Source organism: Streptomyces sp. NPDC057445 (assembly GCF_042802855.1).
In the GTDB taxonomy this organism is placed as follows: domain Bacteria; phylum Actinomycetota; class Actinomycetes; order Streptomycetales; family Streptomycetaceae; genus Streptomyces.
In genome coordinates, this window is sequence record NZ_JBHVDH010000034.1 from 1 (window position 1) to 14,818 (window position 14,818).

A 14,818-nucleotide genomic window follows, 5' to 3' on the forward strand; every position below is an offset into this window, starting at 1 on the left:
CTCCGCGGCCGTCCGCCGTTTGCGCTGCCGGACTCCGTCCCGCGGTCGGCCCCTCGGCTGCGTCGGGCCCCTCGGCTGCCCGGAGTTCTCAGGACCAGGCTGCTACGACGTAGCCGACACCGTAGGGAGCATCCTCGTACAGCAGCCGCCCGTCCAGGTCCGCGCCTTCCCCGGCGCCCGCGAGGACCTGCCAGGCGGCACGTCCGGCGGCTTTCAGTTCGTCCGCGAGCGAGATGTCCAGCGCCTTGAGGGCCTCGGTGTCCGCCGCGCCCAGCGCGCGGGCCGCCCGGGCGTCGAAGGCGGCCGCCCGCTCGTCCAGGTAGCCGGGTGCCTTCACGGTGCGGCAGGCGCTGCCGTCGCCCATGACCAGCAGCGCGACGCGAGGCGCCCGGTCCGCGAGCTCCCGGCCGGTCCGGGTACAGCTCTCCACCGGCAGCCGCTCGTCGACGGCCAGCCCCTCGAGCGGGGCACCGGCCCAGCCGACACGGTCGAGCAGCCACGCGGCGACGGCGAGCGCCCCGGGGAGAGGCGACTCGGGGAGAGAGGACTCGGGCTCCCCGTCGTCGGACCCGCCCTCGGCCCCGTCCCGGTGCCCGGGCGCCGGGGCGCCCGGCTCCCCCAGGGTCACGCGGATGTCGACTCCGTAACCCCGGAAAGTGCCCCGCGCCCCCTGGGGATACGAGCCGGGCTCGTACCCCCCCGCGGGTCCGACGACGATCAGCCGGTCGGGGCGGGAGGCCGCGAGCACACTCAGCGCATCGGCGCACGCGGTCCGGGCGGCGTCGAGCTCGGGCGCGGCACCGGCGGCCACCTCGGGCACGAGAAGCGGAGGGCAGGGGCAGACGGCGGCGGCGACGAGCATGATCGCAGCCTAGTACCTGCCTCAGCCACCGATCGGCGGGACCGCGTCCTGTGGCCCCGGGCCGGCCCAGAGGCCAGGACCATGGGCGGACTTCGGCCACTCGGAGTCCCAGACCAGTTCCGCGGCCCGGAAGATCAGGTCGAACGACCCCATGATCCCGTTGATGTGCACGTGGTAGGCGCCGTCGGTCTGCCGGTGGATCCGGCGCCTGCGCTCACGCACCAGCAACTCGGGCCGATGGACCTGCGCGATGTGCCGCAGGGCCCGCTCGGCGGCCTCCCGGGAGCCGTCGAACTCCGCGACGGTCCGGATGTGGCAGCCGGAAGTGGAGACGGTCTGCATGGTGATCACCCAATGGGACATGGCCTGGTTCCCCCCTGGCAAGCCGTGGTCCGTGTCAGTCGACGGAGCAACCGCCCGTCACAGCCGGGAGCGGTGTCGGGACACCGATCGTCGGGATGCCCAGCATCACGCCGGCGGGCTGGGCGGGGACTGCGTTGCGCTTCTCCCAGGCGTCGCCGGCACGGGTACGCCGCACCGCCGTCGTCGGTCCCTCGGCGAGCAGGTGGTGCGGGGCCGCGTAGGTGATCTCGACGGTGACGACATCGCCCGGGCGCACATCGGCCGCGGGCTTGGTGAAGTGCACCAGACGGTTGTCCGGAGCGCGGCCCGAGAGACGGTGGGTCGCGCCGTCCTTGCGGCCCTCGCCCTCCGCGACCATGACCTCCAGGGTCAGGCCGACCTGCTTCTTGTTCTCCTCCCAGGAGATCTCCTCCTGGAGCGCGACCAGGCGCTCGTAGCGGGCCTGGACGACCTGCTTGGGGATCTGCCCCTCCATCTCGGCCGCCGGGGTCCCGGGCCGCTTGGAGTACTGGAAGGTGAAGGCCTGCGCGAAGCGCGCCTCGCGCACCACGTGCATGGTCTGCTCGAAGTCCTCCTCGGTCTCGCCGGGGAAGCCCACGATGACATCGGTCGAGATCGCCGCGTGCGGAATCGCGGCCCTGACCTTCTCGATGATGCCGAGGTACCGGTCCTGACGGTACGAGCGGCGCATCGCCTTGAGCACCGTGTCAGAGCCGGACTGCAGCGGCATGTGCAGCTGCGGCATCACGTTCGGCGTCTCCGCCATCGCCGCGATCACGTCGTCCGTGAAGTCGCGCGGGTGCGGCGAGGTGAAGCGGACCCGCTCGAGGCCCTCGATGTTGCCGCAGGCGCGCAGCAGCTTGCTGAACGCCTCGCGGTCACCGATGTCGGAGCCGTACGCGTTGACGTTCTGGCCGAGCAGGGTGATCTCCGAGACGCCCTCGCCGACCAGCGCCTCGATCTCGGCGAGGATGTCGCCGGGCCGCCGGTCCTTCTCCTTGCCGCGCAGCGCGGGGACGATGCAGAAGGTGCAGGTGTTGTTGCACCCGACCGAGATGGAGACCCAGGCCGCGTAGGCGCTCTCGCGGCGCGTGGGCAGCGTGGAGGGGAACGCCTCCAGCGATTCCGCGATCTCGACCTGCGCCTCGTCCAGGACGCGCGCACGCTCCAGGAGCACGGGCAGCTTGCCGATGTTGTGGGTACCGAAGACGACGTCGACCCACGGCGCCCTCTTCACGATGGTGTCGCGGTCCTTCTGGGCCAGGCAGCCGCCGACAGCGATCTGCATCCCCGGACGGGCGGCCTTCATCGGGGCGAGCCGGCCGAGATTGCCGTACAGCCTGTTGTCGGCGTTCTCCCGCACCGCGCAGGTGTTGAAGACGACGACGTCGGCGTCGCCCTCACCCGTACCTTCGGGCGCCCGGACATATCCCGCGTCCTCCAGCAGGCCGGACAGCCGCTCGGAGTCGTGGACGTTCATCTGGCACCCGTAGGTGCGCACCTCGTAAGTCTTCGCGCTCATCTCGCACACCAGGGTACGGGGTCGCGCGGGGCCGCCGCCCCCGAGTTCCCTGACGCACGGGTTCCCGGCGCAGGGCAGGGAGCAGGGGTGCGAGGCGGGCCGAGGACGGTCTTGAGGCAGGCCCTGAGGGCGGGCCGCGGACGGAGGGCCTGGCCATCGCGGGGAGTGAGCTGGCAGGATCGCGGCCATGCCCCCTGCTCTCCCCCGCGTGACTCGTCGCCGCGCCCTCCAGGCGTCCGCGGCGCTGACCGTGGTGTGCGGACTGCTGCTCTGGTGGCTGCTGCCCGCCGAGGAGAGCACTCCCAGCGGGCGGCTCACGTTCAGTACGGGCGTGAAGACCGGCGTCTACCAGCGGTACGGCGAGCTCCTCGAGGACGCGCTCGCGCGCGATCTGCCCGGGGTCTCGATAGATCTGCGGACCAGCGAGGGCTCCCAGCAGAACCTCGCGCGAGTGGCCAAAGGCGAGGCCGACTTCACCATCGCCACCGCCGATGCCGTGGCGAAGTACCAGCGGGACGGCAGGACCGGCGCGGACGGGCTGCGCGGTTGTGCGCGGCTGTACGACGACTACGTACAGCTCGTGGTCCCCCAGGGCTCGCGGGTGAAGACACCTGCCGACCTGCGCGGCAAGCGGGTGGGTGTCGGCCAGGCAGGGTCGGGCGTACGGCTTGTGGCCGATCGGGTACTGAATGCGGCACGTCTCGACCCGGCCAAGGACATCACCCCGGTGTCCGCGGGCATCGACACCATGCCGGACCGGCTCCAGCGGGGCGAACTGGATGCCTTCTTCTGGTCGGGCGGGCTGCCCACCAGCGCCGTGCAGAGACTTTCCGAGCGTTTCCCCGTCCGGCTGGTCCCGCTCAGGGACGAACTGGTCGAACGGCTCCACAACGCGGGCTCGGTGACGCGCTACTACCGCTCGGCCGTGGTGCCGGCCGACGCATACCCCGACATCATGGACGGTGCCGTGCAGGTGGAGACCGTCGCCGTCACGAATCTGCTGGTCACCACCACCGCCGCGGATCCGGAGCTGACCGAGCGCATCACCCGCACCGTGATCAACAGCCGGGACCGGATCGGGCGTGAGGTGCACCCGGCGCAGCTGGTGGATCTGCGGACGGCGATCTACACCGATCCGCTGCCGCTGCACGAAGGGGCACGGCGGTACTACCTCTTGAACAAGCCGTAGGCGTGTGTCCTCCGCGGACCGCCGCCCGAAAGCGCGCGGACCGCCCGGCCGAGGGCGCCTTGCTCCGACACGACCGCCCGGCCGTAGGCGCAGCTGCCGCGCGTGCGGGCCGCCCGGTCAGGCCGCCCGGTCAGGCCGTCTGCTCCCGTTCACTGCCCGGTGGGCATGTGCGCGGAACCGTGAGCGTCACCCGCAGGCCGTGCGGTTCGCTGTGTGCGTAGGAGATCGAGCCGCCGCCGGCCGAGAGCAGCGCTCGGGTGATCGACAGTCCGAGGCCCGAGCCCTTCACGTTCTGATGCCGGTTGCTGCGCCAGAAGCGGTCGCCGACCCGGCTCAGCTCCTCGTCGGTCAGCCCCGGACCATGGTCGGTGATCACGATCGTGGAGGTCCCACCGTCCGCAGCGACCGCGACGGTGACCTCCTCTCCCTCGGGCGTGAACTTCAGCGCGTTGTCGATCACGGCGTCAAGGGAGCTGGAGAGCGCGACGGGGTCCGTCCAGGCGGTGACCGCAGTGCGCTCGCCGGTGAGCCGCACGCCCTTCCCCTCGGCGAGCGGACGCCAGGCCGCGACCCGCTCGGCGGCGAGCTCTCCGATGTCGGTCAGCCGGAGGTCCGCGGAGGCGTGTTCGGCGAGCGCCAGGTCCAGCAGATCGTCGAGGACCTGGGCGAAACGCTTGCCCTCGGTGCGCACCGAAGCGATCTCCTCGTTGCCGTCGGGTAGTTCGAGCGCGAGGAGTTCGATCCGCAGCAGCAGTGCGGCGAGCGGGTTGCGCAGCTGGTGGGACGCGTCGGCGACGAAGGCACGCTGTTGCTCCAGCACTTCTTCGACGTTGTCCGCCATCTCGTTGAACGAACGTGCCAGCCGCCGGAGTTCCGGCGGCCCGCCGGACGCCGCGACGCGCGATTTCATCCGGCCCGTGGATATGTCATGGGTGGCCGCGTCCAGGACGCGCACGGGACGCAGGACCCATCCGGTGAGCCGCACCGCCGCGCCGACGGCGAGCAGCATCGCCGCGGATTCTCCGGCTGCGATCAGAAGCCAGCCGGTCAGGATCCGTGAACGCAGCTGCCCGGTGGGAGAGTCGGTCACGACGACGGCGACGACATCACCGTCGCGCACGACGGGCGAGGCGACGACGAGCCTGGCGTCCTTCTGCCAGGGCCACACCTGGGGCGGGTCGTGACTGCGGCGCCCGAGCAGTGCTTCCCGGAAGGCCCGGCGGCCCTCCCCTCCTTCGGGGATCTCCCAGTACTCGGGAGCGCGGGCCATGGCCACATAGCTGCGGTAGAAGACACCGGTCCGCATTCCGTACACATCGTGGTAGCGGCTCAGTTCCTCCTCGAGCGTCTCACGGCGCTCGTCCTGTCCGGAGAGCCCGTCGGTGACGAACTGGGCCTGCGCCGCGAACCGCGCGGTGTCGTCCAGGCGGTCGACGACGACACCCTGCTGCTCGGCCGCGGCGAGACTCACGGCGAGCGGGAAGCCGAGTGCGAGCAGCACGCCCGCCATGAGGACGATGAGGAGCGGAAGAAGCCGGGTACGCAACGGAAGCGGTCGCCTTTACGCGGCGGGTGCGACCAGGCGGTAGCCGACGCCACGCACGGTCTCGATCAGGGCGGGCATCCGGAGTTTGGAACGCAGCGACGCGACATGCACTTCGAGCGTCCGGCCGGTGCCCTCCCAGCTCGTGCGCCACACCTCGCTGATGATCTGCTCCCGTCGGAAGACCACTCCGGGGCGCTGCGCCAGCAGCGCGAGCAGGTCGAACTCCTTGCGGGTCAGCTGTACGGCCGTGCCGTCGACGCTGACGCGGCGGGTGGGGAGTTCGATGGTGACTGCGCCCAGCCTGAGGGCGGCACTCTCGGCGGCGGGAGCCGCGTCCTCACCGGGCACGGTGCGGCGGCTGACGGCATGGATACGGGCCAGCAGCTCTCCGGTGTCGTACGGCTTGACCACATAGTCGTCGGCGCCGAGATTCAGACCGTGGATCCGGGAGCGGACGTCGGCCCGTGCGGTCACCATGATCACCGGCGTGGAGGTGAGCTTCCGGATCTTTCCGCAGACCTGGTAGCCGTCCTGGTCGGGCAGTCCGAGGTCGAGCAGGACGACACCGAACGGCGGCTTGGTCCCGGTGGCGGCGGGCAGTACGGCCTGCAGCGCCTCCTCGCCGCTGCGGGCGTGCGTCACGGAGAAGCCGTGTCTGGCGAGCACCGCGGACAGGGCCGCGGCGACATGGTCGTCGTCCTCGACGAGCAGCAGTCTCATGGCCCCCCTCCGGTCGTAGCTCTCGCATGTGTACATGGCATGAACGCCGATAGCCGCCCGGTGAGTCAAGGGGTATCGGATCGCACCGGGGTTTCCGTTACCCACCCGGTACGGCGCACCCCGTCCCGTTCACCCTGAGTGTCCGGTTGCAGCCGGATCGTTATGCTCAATTTCAGCTCAGATGTACTGACGTTGGTCCAACCACGTGCTTAGTGTCCTCCCCAACCGAGGAGGACGGAGCAAGAAGCCGATGAGCGGAGTGTCAGTGACCAAGGGCGCCGAGGATGCCGTACCGGCGGCCGACCTGGTCGTACTGAGCAACGTCAACAAGCACTTCGGCGCGCTGCATGTGCTCCAGGACATCGACCTGACGATCGCGCGCGGCGAGGTCGTCGTCGTGATCGGGCCCTCCGGGTCAGGCAAGTCCACACTGTGCCGCACCATCAACCGGCTGGAGACGATCGACTCCGGCGACATCACGATCGACGGAAAGCCGCTGCCCCAGGAGGGCAAGGAGCTCGCCCGGCTGCGTGCCGACGTGGGCATGGTCTTCCAGTCGTTCAACCTCTTCGCGCACAAGACCGTGCTGGAGAACGTCATGCTGGGCCAGATCAAGGTCCGCAGGACGGACAAGAAGGCCGCCGAGGAGAAGGCGCGTTCCCTTCTCGACCGGGTGGGTGTCGGCTCCCAGGCCGACAAGTACCCGGCGCAGCTCTCCGGCGGTCAGCAGCAACGCGTCGCGATCGCCCGGGCGTTGGCGATGAACCCCAAGGTCATGCTGTTCGACGAGCCCACGTCGGCCCTCGACCCCGAGATGATCAACGAGGTCCTCGAGGTCATGCAGCAGCTTGCCCGCGACGGCATGACCATGGTCGTCGTTACCCACGAGATGGGCTTCGCGCGGTCCGCGGCGAACCGGGTGGTGTTCATGGCCGACGGCAAGATCGTCGAAGAGGCCTCGCCCGAGGAGTTCTTCAGCAACCCGCGCAGCGACCGCGCCAAGGACTTCCTGTCGAAGATCCTGCACCACTGAGTCCGTCCCGGATCAGCTGATCACCTCATCGCGTCAACTCTAGGGAAGTCACCATGAACCTCCGTAAGGTCACCGCCGTTTCGGCCGTCGTGCTCTCGCTCGCGCTCTCCGCCACCGCCTGTGGCTCCGGCAAGAAGGATTCCGGCGACGGCGGCGGCTCCAAGGGCGGCGGCAAGATCACCATCGGTATCAAGATCGACCAGCCGGGCATCGGCCTGAAGACCCCGGACGGCAAGTACACCGGCTTCGACGTCGACGTGGCGGAGTACGTCGCCAAGGAGCTCGGCTACGAAGAGGGCGACATCGTCTTCAAGGAGACGAAGAGCGCCGACCGTGAGACCGCGATCGCGCGCGGTGACGTCAAGTTCATCGTCGCCTCCTACTCGATCAACGACAAGCGTCTGGCGAAGGTCGACTTCGCGGGCCCGTACCTGCTGGCCCACCAGGACGTCCTGATCCGCGCGGACGACAACACGATCACCAAGCCCGAGGACCTGAACAAGAAGAAGCTCTGCTCGGTCACCGGCTCGACCTCCGCGACCAACGTCAAGGAGAAGATCGCCCCGAACGCGCAGCTCCAGAACTACGGTGGCTACTCCCAGTGCCTGACCGGCCTGGAGAACAAGGTCATCGACGCCCTGACCACCGACGACTCCATCCTCGCCGGCTACGCCGCGCAGGAAGCGTTCAAGGGCAAGTTCAAGCTCGCCGGCTTCAAGCTCAGCAACGAGAACTACGGCATCGGCCTGAAGAAGGGCGACGCCGAGCTCAAGGACAAGATCAACAAGGCGCTGGAGAAGATGGTCCAGGACAAGTCCTGGCAGAAGGCCGTGGACGCGAACTTCGGACCGGCCGGCTACAAGAACGAGCCCGCGCCGAAGATCGGCGACATCGTCAAGTGACTCCGGGGCCGACGGGGCGCGCCGCCGCTGACGGCAGTGGCGCGCCCGGCCCTTCCCACACTTACACGCGGAAGCGCGGGAGATCGTGTTCGACTTTCTTGATATGGACAAGCTCCTGGGGGCTTTCTGGGTGACGGTGCAACTCACCGTCTACTCGGCCCTCGGCTCGCTGATATGGGGAACGCTGCTGGCCGGCATGCGGGTCAGCCCGGTCCCGCTGATGCGGGGCTTCGGCGCCACGTATGTGAACGTGGTCCGCAACATCCCGCTCACTGTGATCATTCTCTTCACGTCGCTGGGCCTCTTCCAGACGCTCGCCGTCACCCTCGGAGCAGCGGAAGACTTCGACCTGCTCAACTTCAGGCTGGCCGTGCTCGGCCTGATCGCCTACACGGCCGCGTTCGTGTGCGAGGCGCTGAGGTCCGGTATCAACACCGTGCCCGTCGGTCAGGCCGAGGCGGCACGTGCCCTGGGGCTGAGCTTCACTCAGGTGCTACGGCTCATCATCCTTCCGCAGGCCTTCCGCTCGGTGGTCAACCCGCTGGCCAATGTGCTGATCGCGCTGACCAAGAACACGACTGTGGCCTCGGTCATCGGCGTCGGCGAAGCCGCGCTGCTGATGAAGAAGTGGATCGAGGACTACGCCGCGCTCCTGCCGATCGTCACCATCTTCGCGCTCGGGTTCATCTGCCTCACCCTGCCGACCGGACTGATCCTCGGCTGGGTGAGCAAGAAGGTGGCGGTGAAGCGATGAGTTCCGTTCTCTACGATGCCCCAGGCCCCCGCGGCAGGCGGCGCAACGTCCTTTACACGCTGGTCTTCCTGGTCGCACTCGCCGCCCTCGTGTGGTGGGTGTACGACGGACTCAAGTCCAAGGGCCAGCTCGACTGGATCAAATGGGAGCCGTTCTTCACGAGCACCCAGCCGTACACCACCTACATCTGGCCCGGTCTCCAGAACACCCTGATCGCCGCTACCCTCGCGCTGGTCATCGCACTGCCGCTCGGAGCGTTCTTCGGGATCTCCCGGCTCTCCGACCACCGGTGGGTCAGGGGCGTCGCCGGCACGGTCGTGGAGTTCTTCCGCGCGATCCCGGTGCTGATCCTGATGCTGTTCGCCAACCAGGCGTACTCCGACTTCACCGACATCGACAGTGAAGTCCGTCCGATGTACGCGGTGGTCACCGGATTGGTGCTCTACAACGCCTCGGTCCTCGCGGAGATCGTCCGCGCCGGCATCCAGTCCCTGCCCACGGGGCAGACGGACGCGGCCAAGGCAATCGGCATGCGCAAGGGCCAGACGATGCGGTACGTGCTGCTGCCGCAGTCGGTCACCGCGATGCTGCCCGCCATCGTCAGCCAGATGGTCGTCATCGTGAAGGACACCGCCCTCGGCGGTGCGATGCTCAGCTTCCCCGAACTGCTGGCGTCGGTCAGCCCGATGAGTGCCAACTACGGCGCAAACGTCATCGCCAGCTTCACCGTCGTCGCCGTCATCTTCGTCGTCCTGAACTTCGCCCTCACCTCGGCCGCGAGCCTGCTGGAGCGCAAGATGCGGCGCCGGAAGAAGAGCACGGGCGCGGTGGTGCACGCGGGCCCCGGCGGTGGCCTGGAGACCATCGGCCCGGCCGCGAAGCACATCGACGACGGCCGGGCGGTCTGACCGTTCGCCAGGATCTCGGTGGAGGAGGGGCGGTGGCCGGAAGGCCGCCGCCCCTCTGCGCGTGCGCCCCGGCTCTCGCGGCGTCCCCCTACCCCCCTCGCCGCGCCCCCGGTCGCTTGACGGGGGCAGCGGCAGTGGGTTGCATACGTTCTGTGATCGCGCACCGAGTTCCGGCCAGTCCATCCTCACTGTTCCCACTGTCCCTACAGGCCTCAGGAGCAGCGCCGTGGACCCGGTGATCATCGTCGGTGCGGGCCCGGTCGGGCTCGTGCTGTCGCTGGCTCTGGCCGCACAGGGCGTTCCTTCCGTCGTTCTCGACGAGGGCGCGGGGAAGGACGAGCCGCGTCCGGCCCGTACGGTCGTGCTGCGCGCCGACACCGCGGCCCTGGTGGAGCGGCTCGGCTGTGCCACGATCCGTGACGAAGGTGCGCGCTGGGTCGGCTGGCGTTCGTTGCGGCGCAAGCAGGAGATGCGCGCGCTGGAGCTCGGCGGGGACGACTTTCCGGCGCCGCTGCACGTTCCGCAGCACGCTCTGATGCGCGGGCTGCGGGACGCCATCGTGGATTCCGATCTGGTGCAGGTCGCCACGCACAGCCGGCTCGACACGCTGGAGCAGGACGGCAGCGGTGTCACCGCGCATACGCGCGGGCCCGAGGCGACCTGGTGGCGCGGGAGTCATCTGGTCGGCTGCGACGGGGCACGGTCGACCGTACGGAAGCTGCTCGGCGTACGTTTCCCCGGCCGCACTGCCGTGGAGCGCCACGCCGTCGCCGCGCTGCGGGCGGATCTGCCGTGGCCCGACGAGGCCGTGCTCCACCGGCTGCCGCCGTGGCGTTCGGGCGGCGAGGAGGTGACGGCCCGGCCGCTGCCGGACGGCGCCTGGCGGCTGGACTGGCTGTTGCCTGCCCGCGGCGAACTGGTCACGCCCGAAGCGCTGGTCTCCCGGGTGCGGGACACTCTGACGGGCTGGTGCGAAGGGGCCCTGCAGTACGACCTCGTCGACACCGGCGTCTACACCCTGCACCACCGGCTTGCCCGGCGCTGGCGTGTGGACCGGGTCTTCCTCGCCGGGGACGCGGCCCACCTTCTCGGCGCGGTCGGCACGCAGGGGCTCGACGAGGGACTGCGCGACGCCGAGAACCTTGCGTGGAAGCTTGCCCAGGCCTGGCACCACGGTGCCTCGGAGGCACTGCTGGACAGCTACCAGGCGGAGCGGCGGACCGCCGTCGCCGCCCGGTTGCGCGCCGCCGACCAGTCCCTGCCGATACTGCGGGGCAGCGGCGGCCTGCGGACCTATCTGCCGGGTGCCGCGCGTGAACACGACACCCTGCTGACCGACGCGCATCTGGGGCTCGGACCGCTCGGCGCGCCCCCCACGTATCCGCACTCCCCCCTCGCACCGCGGCAGACAGAGGGACACGCCACCGTCGGCACCCCGTCCGGAGCACCGGTCGCCGACGCCCGCGTCACGGCGCCGGACGGCACGATCACACGACTGCGGGACCGGCTCGGACAGGGCAGGCTGCTGGTCGTGCTGGTCGCGCCGGGCACAGGTGTCTGGGACCGGCGGCACTGGGTGACCGCAGGTGTGATGCCACGGCTCGCCTCCGCCGTCGAGGCCCTGCCGGTACGGGCGGAACTGCTGGTCACCGAGTGCTATCCGGGAGCCTCTGCACACACGGTGCTGCTGGTACGGCCCGACGGGCATCTCGTCTCCGCCTTCGCCGGGGTGCGTCCGGCCGAGCTGTACGCGGCGGCGGACACGGTGCGCGGAGGCGCGCCGGAGTCCTCGTCCGCACGTGCCGACCGCGCCTCCGACCGCACTGCGGACATCAATTGACCGACGCGGGCGCGCATGGTGTACTCCGAAACGTGACCGACACCGATGTGCGCCTGTGGCGGAGGGTCCATATGGACCTCGTCCGCTACGCGGGCTGCGTGTGTCGTCCGTCCTGCTGAATTCGCCTTCCCCTCTTCTTCCGCGCGGCCGCATGCGTTCCTTCGTAGGCCGGCCTGTGCACTTCCGCGAACTTCCAGGACGGTTCTCGTGCCCCAGTCTGCTGCCGTACCCACGGCAACGGCCGCGCCCACCGCGGCCGATCTGCTCGATTTCGTCCGGCGCACCGCCGCCGACCCGGAGCTGGTCGCCTCGCTCCCGCTCGATCCCGAAGGCCGCACCTGGGTGCGCATCGAAGGCCCGGGCGGCAGTGAGGCCTGGCTGATCGGCTGGCCGCCGGGCACCGGAACTGGCTGGCACGACCATGCCGAGTCACTCGGCGCGTTCGCCACGGCCTCCGGTGAGCTGAAGGAGAACTCGCTCGCGGTACGGCTTCCGGCCGACGGCTGGAAGACCCTGGAACTGGCGGAGGGCCTGGACCGGGAGCGGCGTGTGGGCCCCGGCAAGGGGCGGGCGTTCGGGCAGCACCATGTGCACGAAGTCCTGAACGAGTCGGAGACCGAGCACGCGGTCTCGGTCCATGCCTACTATCCGCCGCTGCCGTTGCTCCGGCGCTTCAGCAGGTCCGGCGCGGTGCTCCGTCTCGAGCAGGTCGAGCGTCCGGAGGACTGGCAGTGAGCAAGGAGCCCGAGCACCCCCTGGGTATCGACGAGTTGCTGGAACGGGTACGGGAGGGCCTGGAGCGTATCGGGCCGCGCGAGGCCTTCGCTGCCACGGCGGACGGAGCGCTGTTGGTGGACATCCGTTATGCGGCACTGCGCGACCGGGACGGTCTGATCCCGGGCGCCCTGGTCGTGGAGCGCAATGAACTGGAATGGCGGCTCGACCCACAGGGCAGCCACCGCGCGCCCGAGGCCACGAGCCACGATCTGCACGTCGTGATCATCTGCAACGAGGGGTACGCCTCTTCGCTCGCGGCGGCCTCACTCAAACAGCTGGGACTGCACCGGGCGACGGATCTGGTGGGCGGCTTCCAGGCGTGGCGGTCGGCGGGCCTGCCGGTGCAGGCACCGGCGGCTTAGGCACAGGCCACAGATAGATGTGGCCGTGTCCCCTCCCCGGTCGGGACACGGCCACACGCTCTGCCCGCGCCTCGTGAACGGCCGGGGCCCGGGGTGGAACCACCCCGCCCCGTCCCCTCCGGGCCTCCGGCCCATAGATCCACGTATTCCGGGCAGCCGCACCGCTCGGCCCGCCCCCCGTGCGCGGGCCGATGTGGTGCATGGGCCAACGGGCGACCGTTGGACCCGGGTCAGTACAGGTCGTCCGAGGCGGCGTCCAGGCCCTCGGTGTCCTCGCCCTCTTCCTCCAGGGCCCGGCGGACCACCCGCAGGGCCATGCCCTCCGGGTAGCCCTTACGGGCGAGCATGCCCGCCAGGCGGCGCAGCCGCCGGTCGCGGTCGAGGCCGCGGGTGGCCCGGAGCTTACGGGCTACCAGCTCGCGGGCCGTCGCCTCCTCCTGGTCGGAGTCGAGCTGACCGACCGCCTCGTCGATCAACGCCGGGTCGACGCCCTTGGTGCGCAGTTCGCGCGCAAGGGCACGACGGGCCAGACCCCGCCCATGGTGCCGGGACTCCACCCAGGCGTCCGCGAACGCCGCGTCGTCGATGAGGCCGACGTCTTCGAAACGAGAGAGGACCTCATCGGCGACGCCTTCCGGGATGTCCCTTTTATGCAGCGCATCGCGGAGCTGCTTCCGCGTGCGCGGGGTTCCGGTGAGCAGGCGCAGGCAGATCGCCCGCGCCCGCTCCGCCGGATCCTGGGGCGACAGCTCCTGCTCGGCCCTCGACGAGTCGGGGCTGTCGCCCGGCCATTCGGTGCGCCGGGTCACGGGTCGGCTCAGCTCTTGGCCGAGACAGCCGCCTTGGTGGCCTTGGTCGCCTTCGTGGAGGGCACGGGCGCCGACTTCGCGGGCTCATCGGCCGGGGTGCCGGCGCTCGCCGTGTCCGCGCCCGGCTCGGCCGACGGAGCCGCCGGGCTGACACCGACGCCCAGCTTCTCCTTGATCTTCTTCTCGATCTCGTTGGCCAGGTCGGGGTTGTCCTTCAGGAAGTTCCGCGCGTTCTCCTTGCCCTGGCCGAGCTGATCGCCCTCGTACGTGTACCAGGCGCCGGCCTTGCGGACGAAGCCGTGCTCCACGCCCATGTCGATGAGGCCGCCCTCGCGGCTGATGCCCTGGCCGTACAGGATGTCGAACTCGGCCTGCTTGAAGGGCGGCGCCACCTTGTTCTTCACGACCTTGCAGCGGGTGCGGTTACCGACCGCCTCCGTGCCGTCCTTGAGGGTCTCGATACGGCGGATGTCGATACGCACCGAGGCGTAGAACTTGAGGGCACGACCACCGGTCGTGGTCTCCGGCGAGCCGAACATCACGCCGATCTTCTCGCGGAGCTGGTTGATGAAGATCGCGGTGGTCTTGGACTGGTTGAGCGCGCTGGTGATCTTCCGGAGCGCCTGACTCATCAGCCGCGCCTGGAGACCCACGTGGGAGTCGCCCATCTCGCCCTCGATCTCCGCGCGCGGCACGAGCGCCGCGACGGAGTCGATGACGATGAGGTCGAGGGCACCGGAGCGGACGAGCATGTCGACGATCTCGAGCGCCTGCTCGCCGTTGTCGGGCTGGGACAGGATCAGATTGTCGATGTCGACACCGAGCTTCTTCGCGTACTCGGGGTCGAGGGCGTGCTCGGCGTCCACGAAGGCGACCTGGCCGCCGGCCTTCTGGGCGTTGGCCACGGCATGCAGGGTCAGGGTCGTCTTACCGGAGGACTCCGGCCCGTACACCTCCACCACACGGCCCCTCGGCAGGCCGCCGACGCCGAGGGCGACGTCGAGTGCGGTCGACCCGGTGGGGATGACCTCGATGGGCTCGTTCGGCCGCTCGCCCAGACGCATCACGGCGCCCTTGCCGAATTGCCGTTCAATCTGCGCGAGCGCGGCGTCGAGCGCCTTCTCGCGGTCGGTTCCTGCCATGGGTTCCACCCGGGATGCTTGAGTCGATCGCTTCACGTCACAGACGCTAACCCCTGCCACTGACAATGCGCCCCGGCGTCCGTCCCGCC

Annotated in this window: 16 protein-coding genes; 9 read left to right on the top strand and 7 right to left on the bottom strand. The window is 69.9% G+C overall.

Annotated features, from left to right (window positions below; translation table 11 throughout):
- Positions 1-88: 88 nt before the first annotated feature.
- Genes ACFU5O_RS35555 through miaB form a run of 3 tightly spaced genes read right to left on the bottom strand, consistent with a single transcriptional unit; the run spans position 89 to position 2,747 of the window.
- Positions 89-862, bottom strand: a complete 774-nt coding sequence (locus ACFU5O_RS35555) for a class III extradiol dioxygenase subunit B-like domain-containing protein (RefSeq protein WP_384246728.1) — start codon at positions 860-862, stop codon at positions 89-91.
- 21 nt (positions 863-883) lie between these two features.
- Positions 884-1,225: a hypothetical protein gene (locus ACFU5O_RS35560; protein ID WP_384246730.1), complete on the bottom strand. Its 342-nt coding sequence runs from the start codon at positions 1,223-1,225 to the stop codon at positions 884-886.
- Positions 1,226-1,259: 34 nt separating this feature from the next.
- Complete coding sequence (miaB, locus tag ACFU5O_RS35565) at positions 1,260-2,747, bottom strand: tRNA (N6-isopentenyl adenosine(37)-C2)-methylthiotransferase MiaB (RefSeq protein WP_384246731.1); 1,488 nt, start codon at positions 2,745-2,747, stop codon at positions 1,260-1,262.
- 187 nt (positions 2,748-2,934) lie between these two features.
- On the opposite strand from miaB, the gene ACFU5O_RS35570 reads away from it, so the two are divergent.
- Positions 2,935-3,936: a TAXI family TRAP transporter solute-binding subunit gene (locus ACFU5O_RS35570; RefSeq protein ID WP_384246733.1), complete on the top strand. Its 1,002-nt coding sequence runs from the start codon at positions 2,935-2,937 to the stop codon at positions 3,934-3,936.
- Between the two features lie 130 nt (positions 3,937-4,066).
- Here the strand turns inward: ACFU5O_RS35570 and ACFU5O_RS35575 are convergent, their stop codons facing one another.
- Together ACFU5O_RS35575 and ACFU5O_RS35580 are read right to left on the bottom strand one after the other, a co-directional pair.
- The gene (locus tag ACFU5O_RS35575; protein WP_384246735.1) at positions 4,067-5,482 is read right to left on the bottom strand and encodes an ATP-binding protein; all 1,416 of its coding nucleotides are present in this window, start codon (positions 5,480-5,482) and stop codon (positions 4,067-4,069) included.
- A gap of 15 nt (positions 5,483-5,497) precedes the next feature.
- Entirely contained in the window at positions 5,498-6,202 is a 705-nt protein-coding gene (locus ACFU5O_RS35580; protein ID WP_384246738.1) for a response regulator transcription factor, read from the bottom strand.
- 250 nt (positions 6,203-6,452) lie between these two features.
- On the opposite strand from ACFU5O_RS35580, the gene ACFU5O_RS35585 reads away from it, so the two are divergent.
- The 8 genes from ACFU5O_RS35585 to ACFU5O_RS35620 all read left to right on the top strand — a co-directional run bounded on the left by ACFU5O_RS35585 (position 6,453) and on the right by ACFU5O_RS35620 (position 12,778).
- On the top strand, positions 6,453-7,235 hold the full coding sequence (locus tag ACFU5O_RS35585) for an amino acid ABC transporter ATP-binding protein (RefSeq protein ID WP_384246740.1): 783 nt from the start codon (positions 6,453-6,455) through the stop codon (positions 7,233-7,235).
- Positions 7,236-7,288: 53 nt separating this feature from the next.
- Positions 7,289-8,137, top strand: coding sequence for a glutamate ABC transporter substrate-binding protein (locus ACFU5O_RS35590; RefSeq protein ID WP_384246742.1), 849 nt, complete (start codon positions 7,289-7,291; stop codon positions 8,135-8,137).
- 85 nt (positions 8,138-8,222) lie between these two features.
- Positions 8,223-8,891 (top strand): amino acid ABC transporter permease, encoded by a 669-nt coding sequence (locus tag ACFU5O_RS35595; protein WP_384246743.1) that lies wholly within the window; start codon positions 8,223-8,225, stop codon positions 8,889-8,891.
- Positions 8,888-9,799: an amino acid ABC transporter permease gene (locus ACFU5O_RS35600; RefSeq protein ID WP_384246745.1), complete on the top strand. Its 912-nt coding sequence runs from the start codon at positions 8,888-8,890 to the stop codon at positions 9,797-9,799. Before ACFU5O_RS35595 ends, ACFU5O_RS35600 begins: the two co-directional genes overlap by 4 nt.
- Positions 9,800-10,025: 226 nt before the next feature.
- Positions 10,026-11,639: an FAD-dependent monooxygenase gene (locus ACFU5O_RS35605; protein WP_384246747.1), complete on the top strand. Its 1,614-nt coding sequence runs from the start codon at positions 10,026-10,028 to the stop codon at positions 11,637-11,639.
- A 47-nt stretch (positions 11,640-11,686) separates the two neighbouring features.
- Positions 11,687-11,758, top strand: coding sequence for a putative leader peptide (locus ACFU5O_RS35610; protein WP_309544753.1), 72 nt, complete (start codon positions 11,687-11,689; stop codon positions 11,756-11,758).
- 88 nt (positions 11,759-11,846) lie between these two features.
- Positions 11,847-12,374 (top strand): cysteine dioxygenase, encoded by a 528-nt coding sequence (locus ACFU5O_RS35615; protein WP_384246748.1) that lies wholly within the window; start codon positions 11,847-11,849, stop codon positions 12,372-12,374.
- The gene (locus ACFU5O_RS35620) at positions 12,371-12,778 is read left to right on the top strand and encodes a rhodanese-like domain-containing protein (RefSeq protein ID WP_384246750.1); all 408 of its coding nucleotides are present in this window, start codon (positions 12,371-12,373) and stop codon (positions 12,776-12,778) included. The genes ACFU5O_RS35615 and ACFU5O_RS35620 overlap by 4 nt, the downstream gene beginning before the upstream one ends.
- Positions 12,779-13,008: 230 nt before the next feature.
- On the opposite strand, the gene recX is transcribed toward ACFU5O_RS35620, so the two are convergent.
- A complete protein-coding gene (gene recX, locus ACFU5O_RS35625; protein WP_384246752.1) occupies positions 13,009-13,587 on the bottom strand; it encodes a recombination regulator RecX in 579 nt (192 codons plus the stop codon).
- Positions 13,588-13,595: 8 nt separating this feature from the next.
- Complete coding sequence (gene recA / locus ACFU5O_RS35630; RefSeq protein ID WP_384246754.1) at positions 13,596-14,729, bottom strand: recombinase RecA; 1,134 nt, start codon at positions 14,727-14,729, stop codon at positions 13,596-13,598.
- Positions 14,730-14,818 lie beyond the last annotated feature (89 nt).

Excerpts from the sequence above, each read along its gene's own strand:
- ACFU5O_RS35560 (WP_384246730.1), bottom strand. The coding sequence starts at position 1,225 with ATGTCCCATTGGGTGATCACCATGCAGACCGTCTCCACTTCCGGCTGC.
- ACFU5O_RS35555 (WP_384246728.1), bottom strand. The coding sequence starts at position 862 with ATGCTCGTCGCCGCCGCCGTCTGCCCCTGCCCTCCGCTTCTCGTGCCC.
- recA (WP_384246754.1), bottom strand. The coding sequence starts at position 14,729 with ATGGCAGGAACCGACCGCGAGAAGGCGCTCGACGCCGCGCTCGCGCAG.
- miaB (WP_384246731.1), bottom strand. The coding sequence starts at position 2,747 with ATGAGCGCGAAGACTTACGAGGTGCGCACCTACGGGTGCCAGATGAAC.
- ACFU5O_RS35585 (WP_384246740.1), top strand. The coding sequence starts at position 6,453 with ATGAGCGGAGTGTCAGTGACCAAGGGCGCCGAGGATGCCGTACCGGCG.
- ACFU5O_RS35590 (WP_384246742.1), top strand. The coding sequence starts at position 7,289 with ATGAACCTCCGTAAGGTCACCGCCGTTTCGGCCGTCGTGCTCTCGCTC.
- ACFU5O_RS35570 (WP_384246733.1), top strand. The coding sequence starts at position 2,935 with ATGCCCCCTGCTCTCCCCCGCGTGACTCGTCGCCGCGCCCTCCAGGCG.
- ACFU5O_RS35580 (WP_384246738.1), bottom strand. The coding sequence starts at position 6,202 with ATGAGACTGCTGCTCGTCGAGGACGACGACCATGTCGCCGCGGCCCTG.
- ACFU5O_RS35600 (WP_384246745.1), top strand. The coding sequence starts at position 8,888 with ATGAGTTCCGTTCTCTACGATGCCCCAGGCCCCCGCGGCAGGCGGCGC.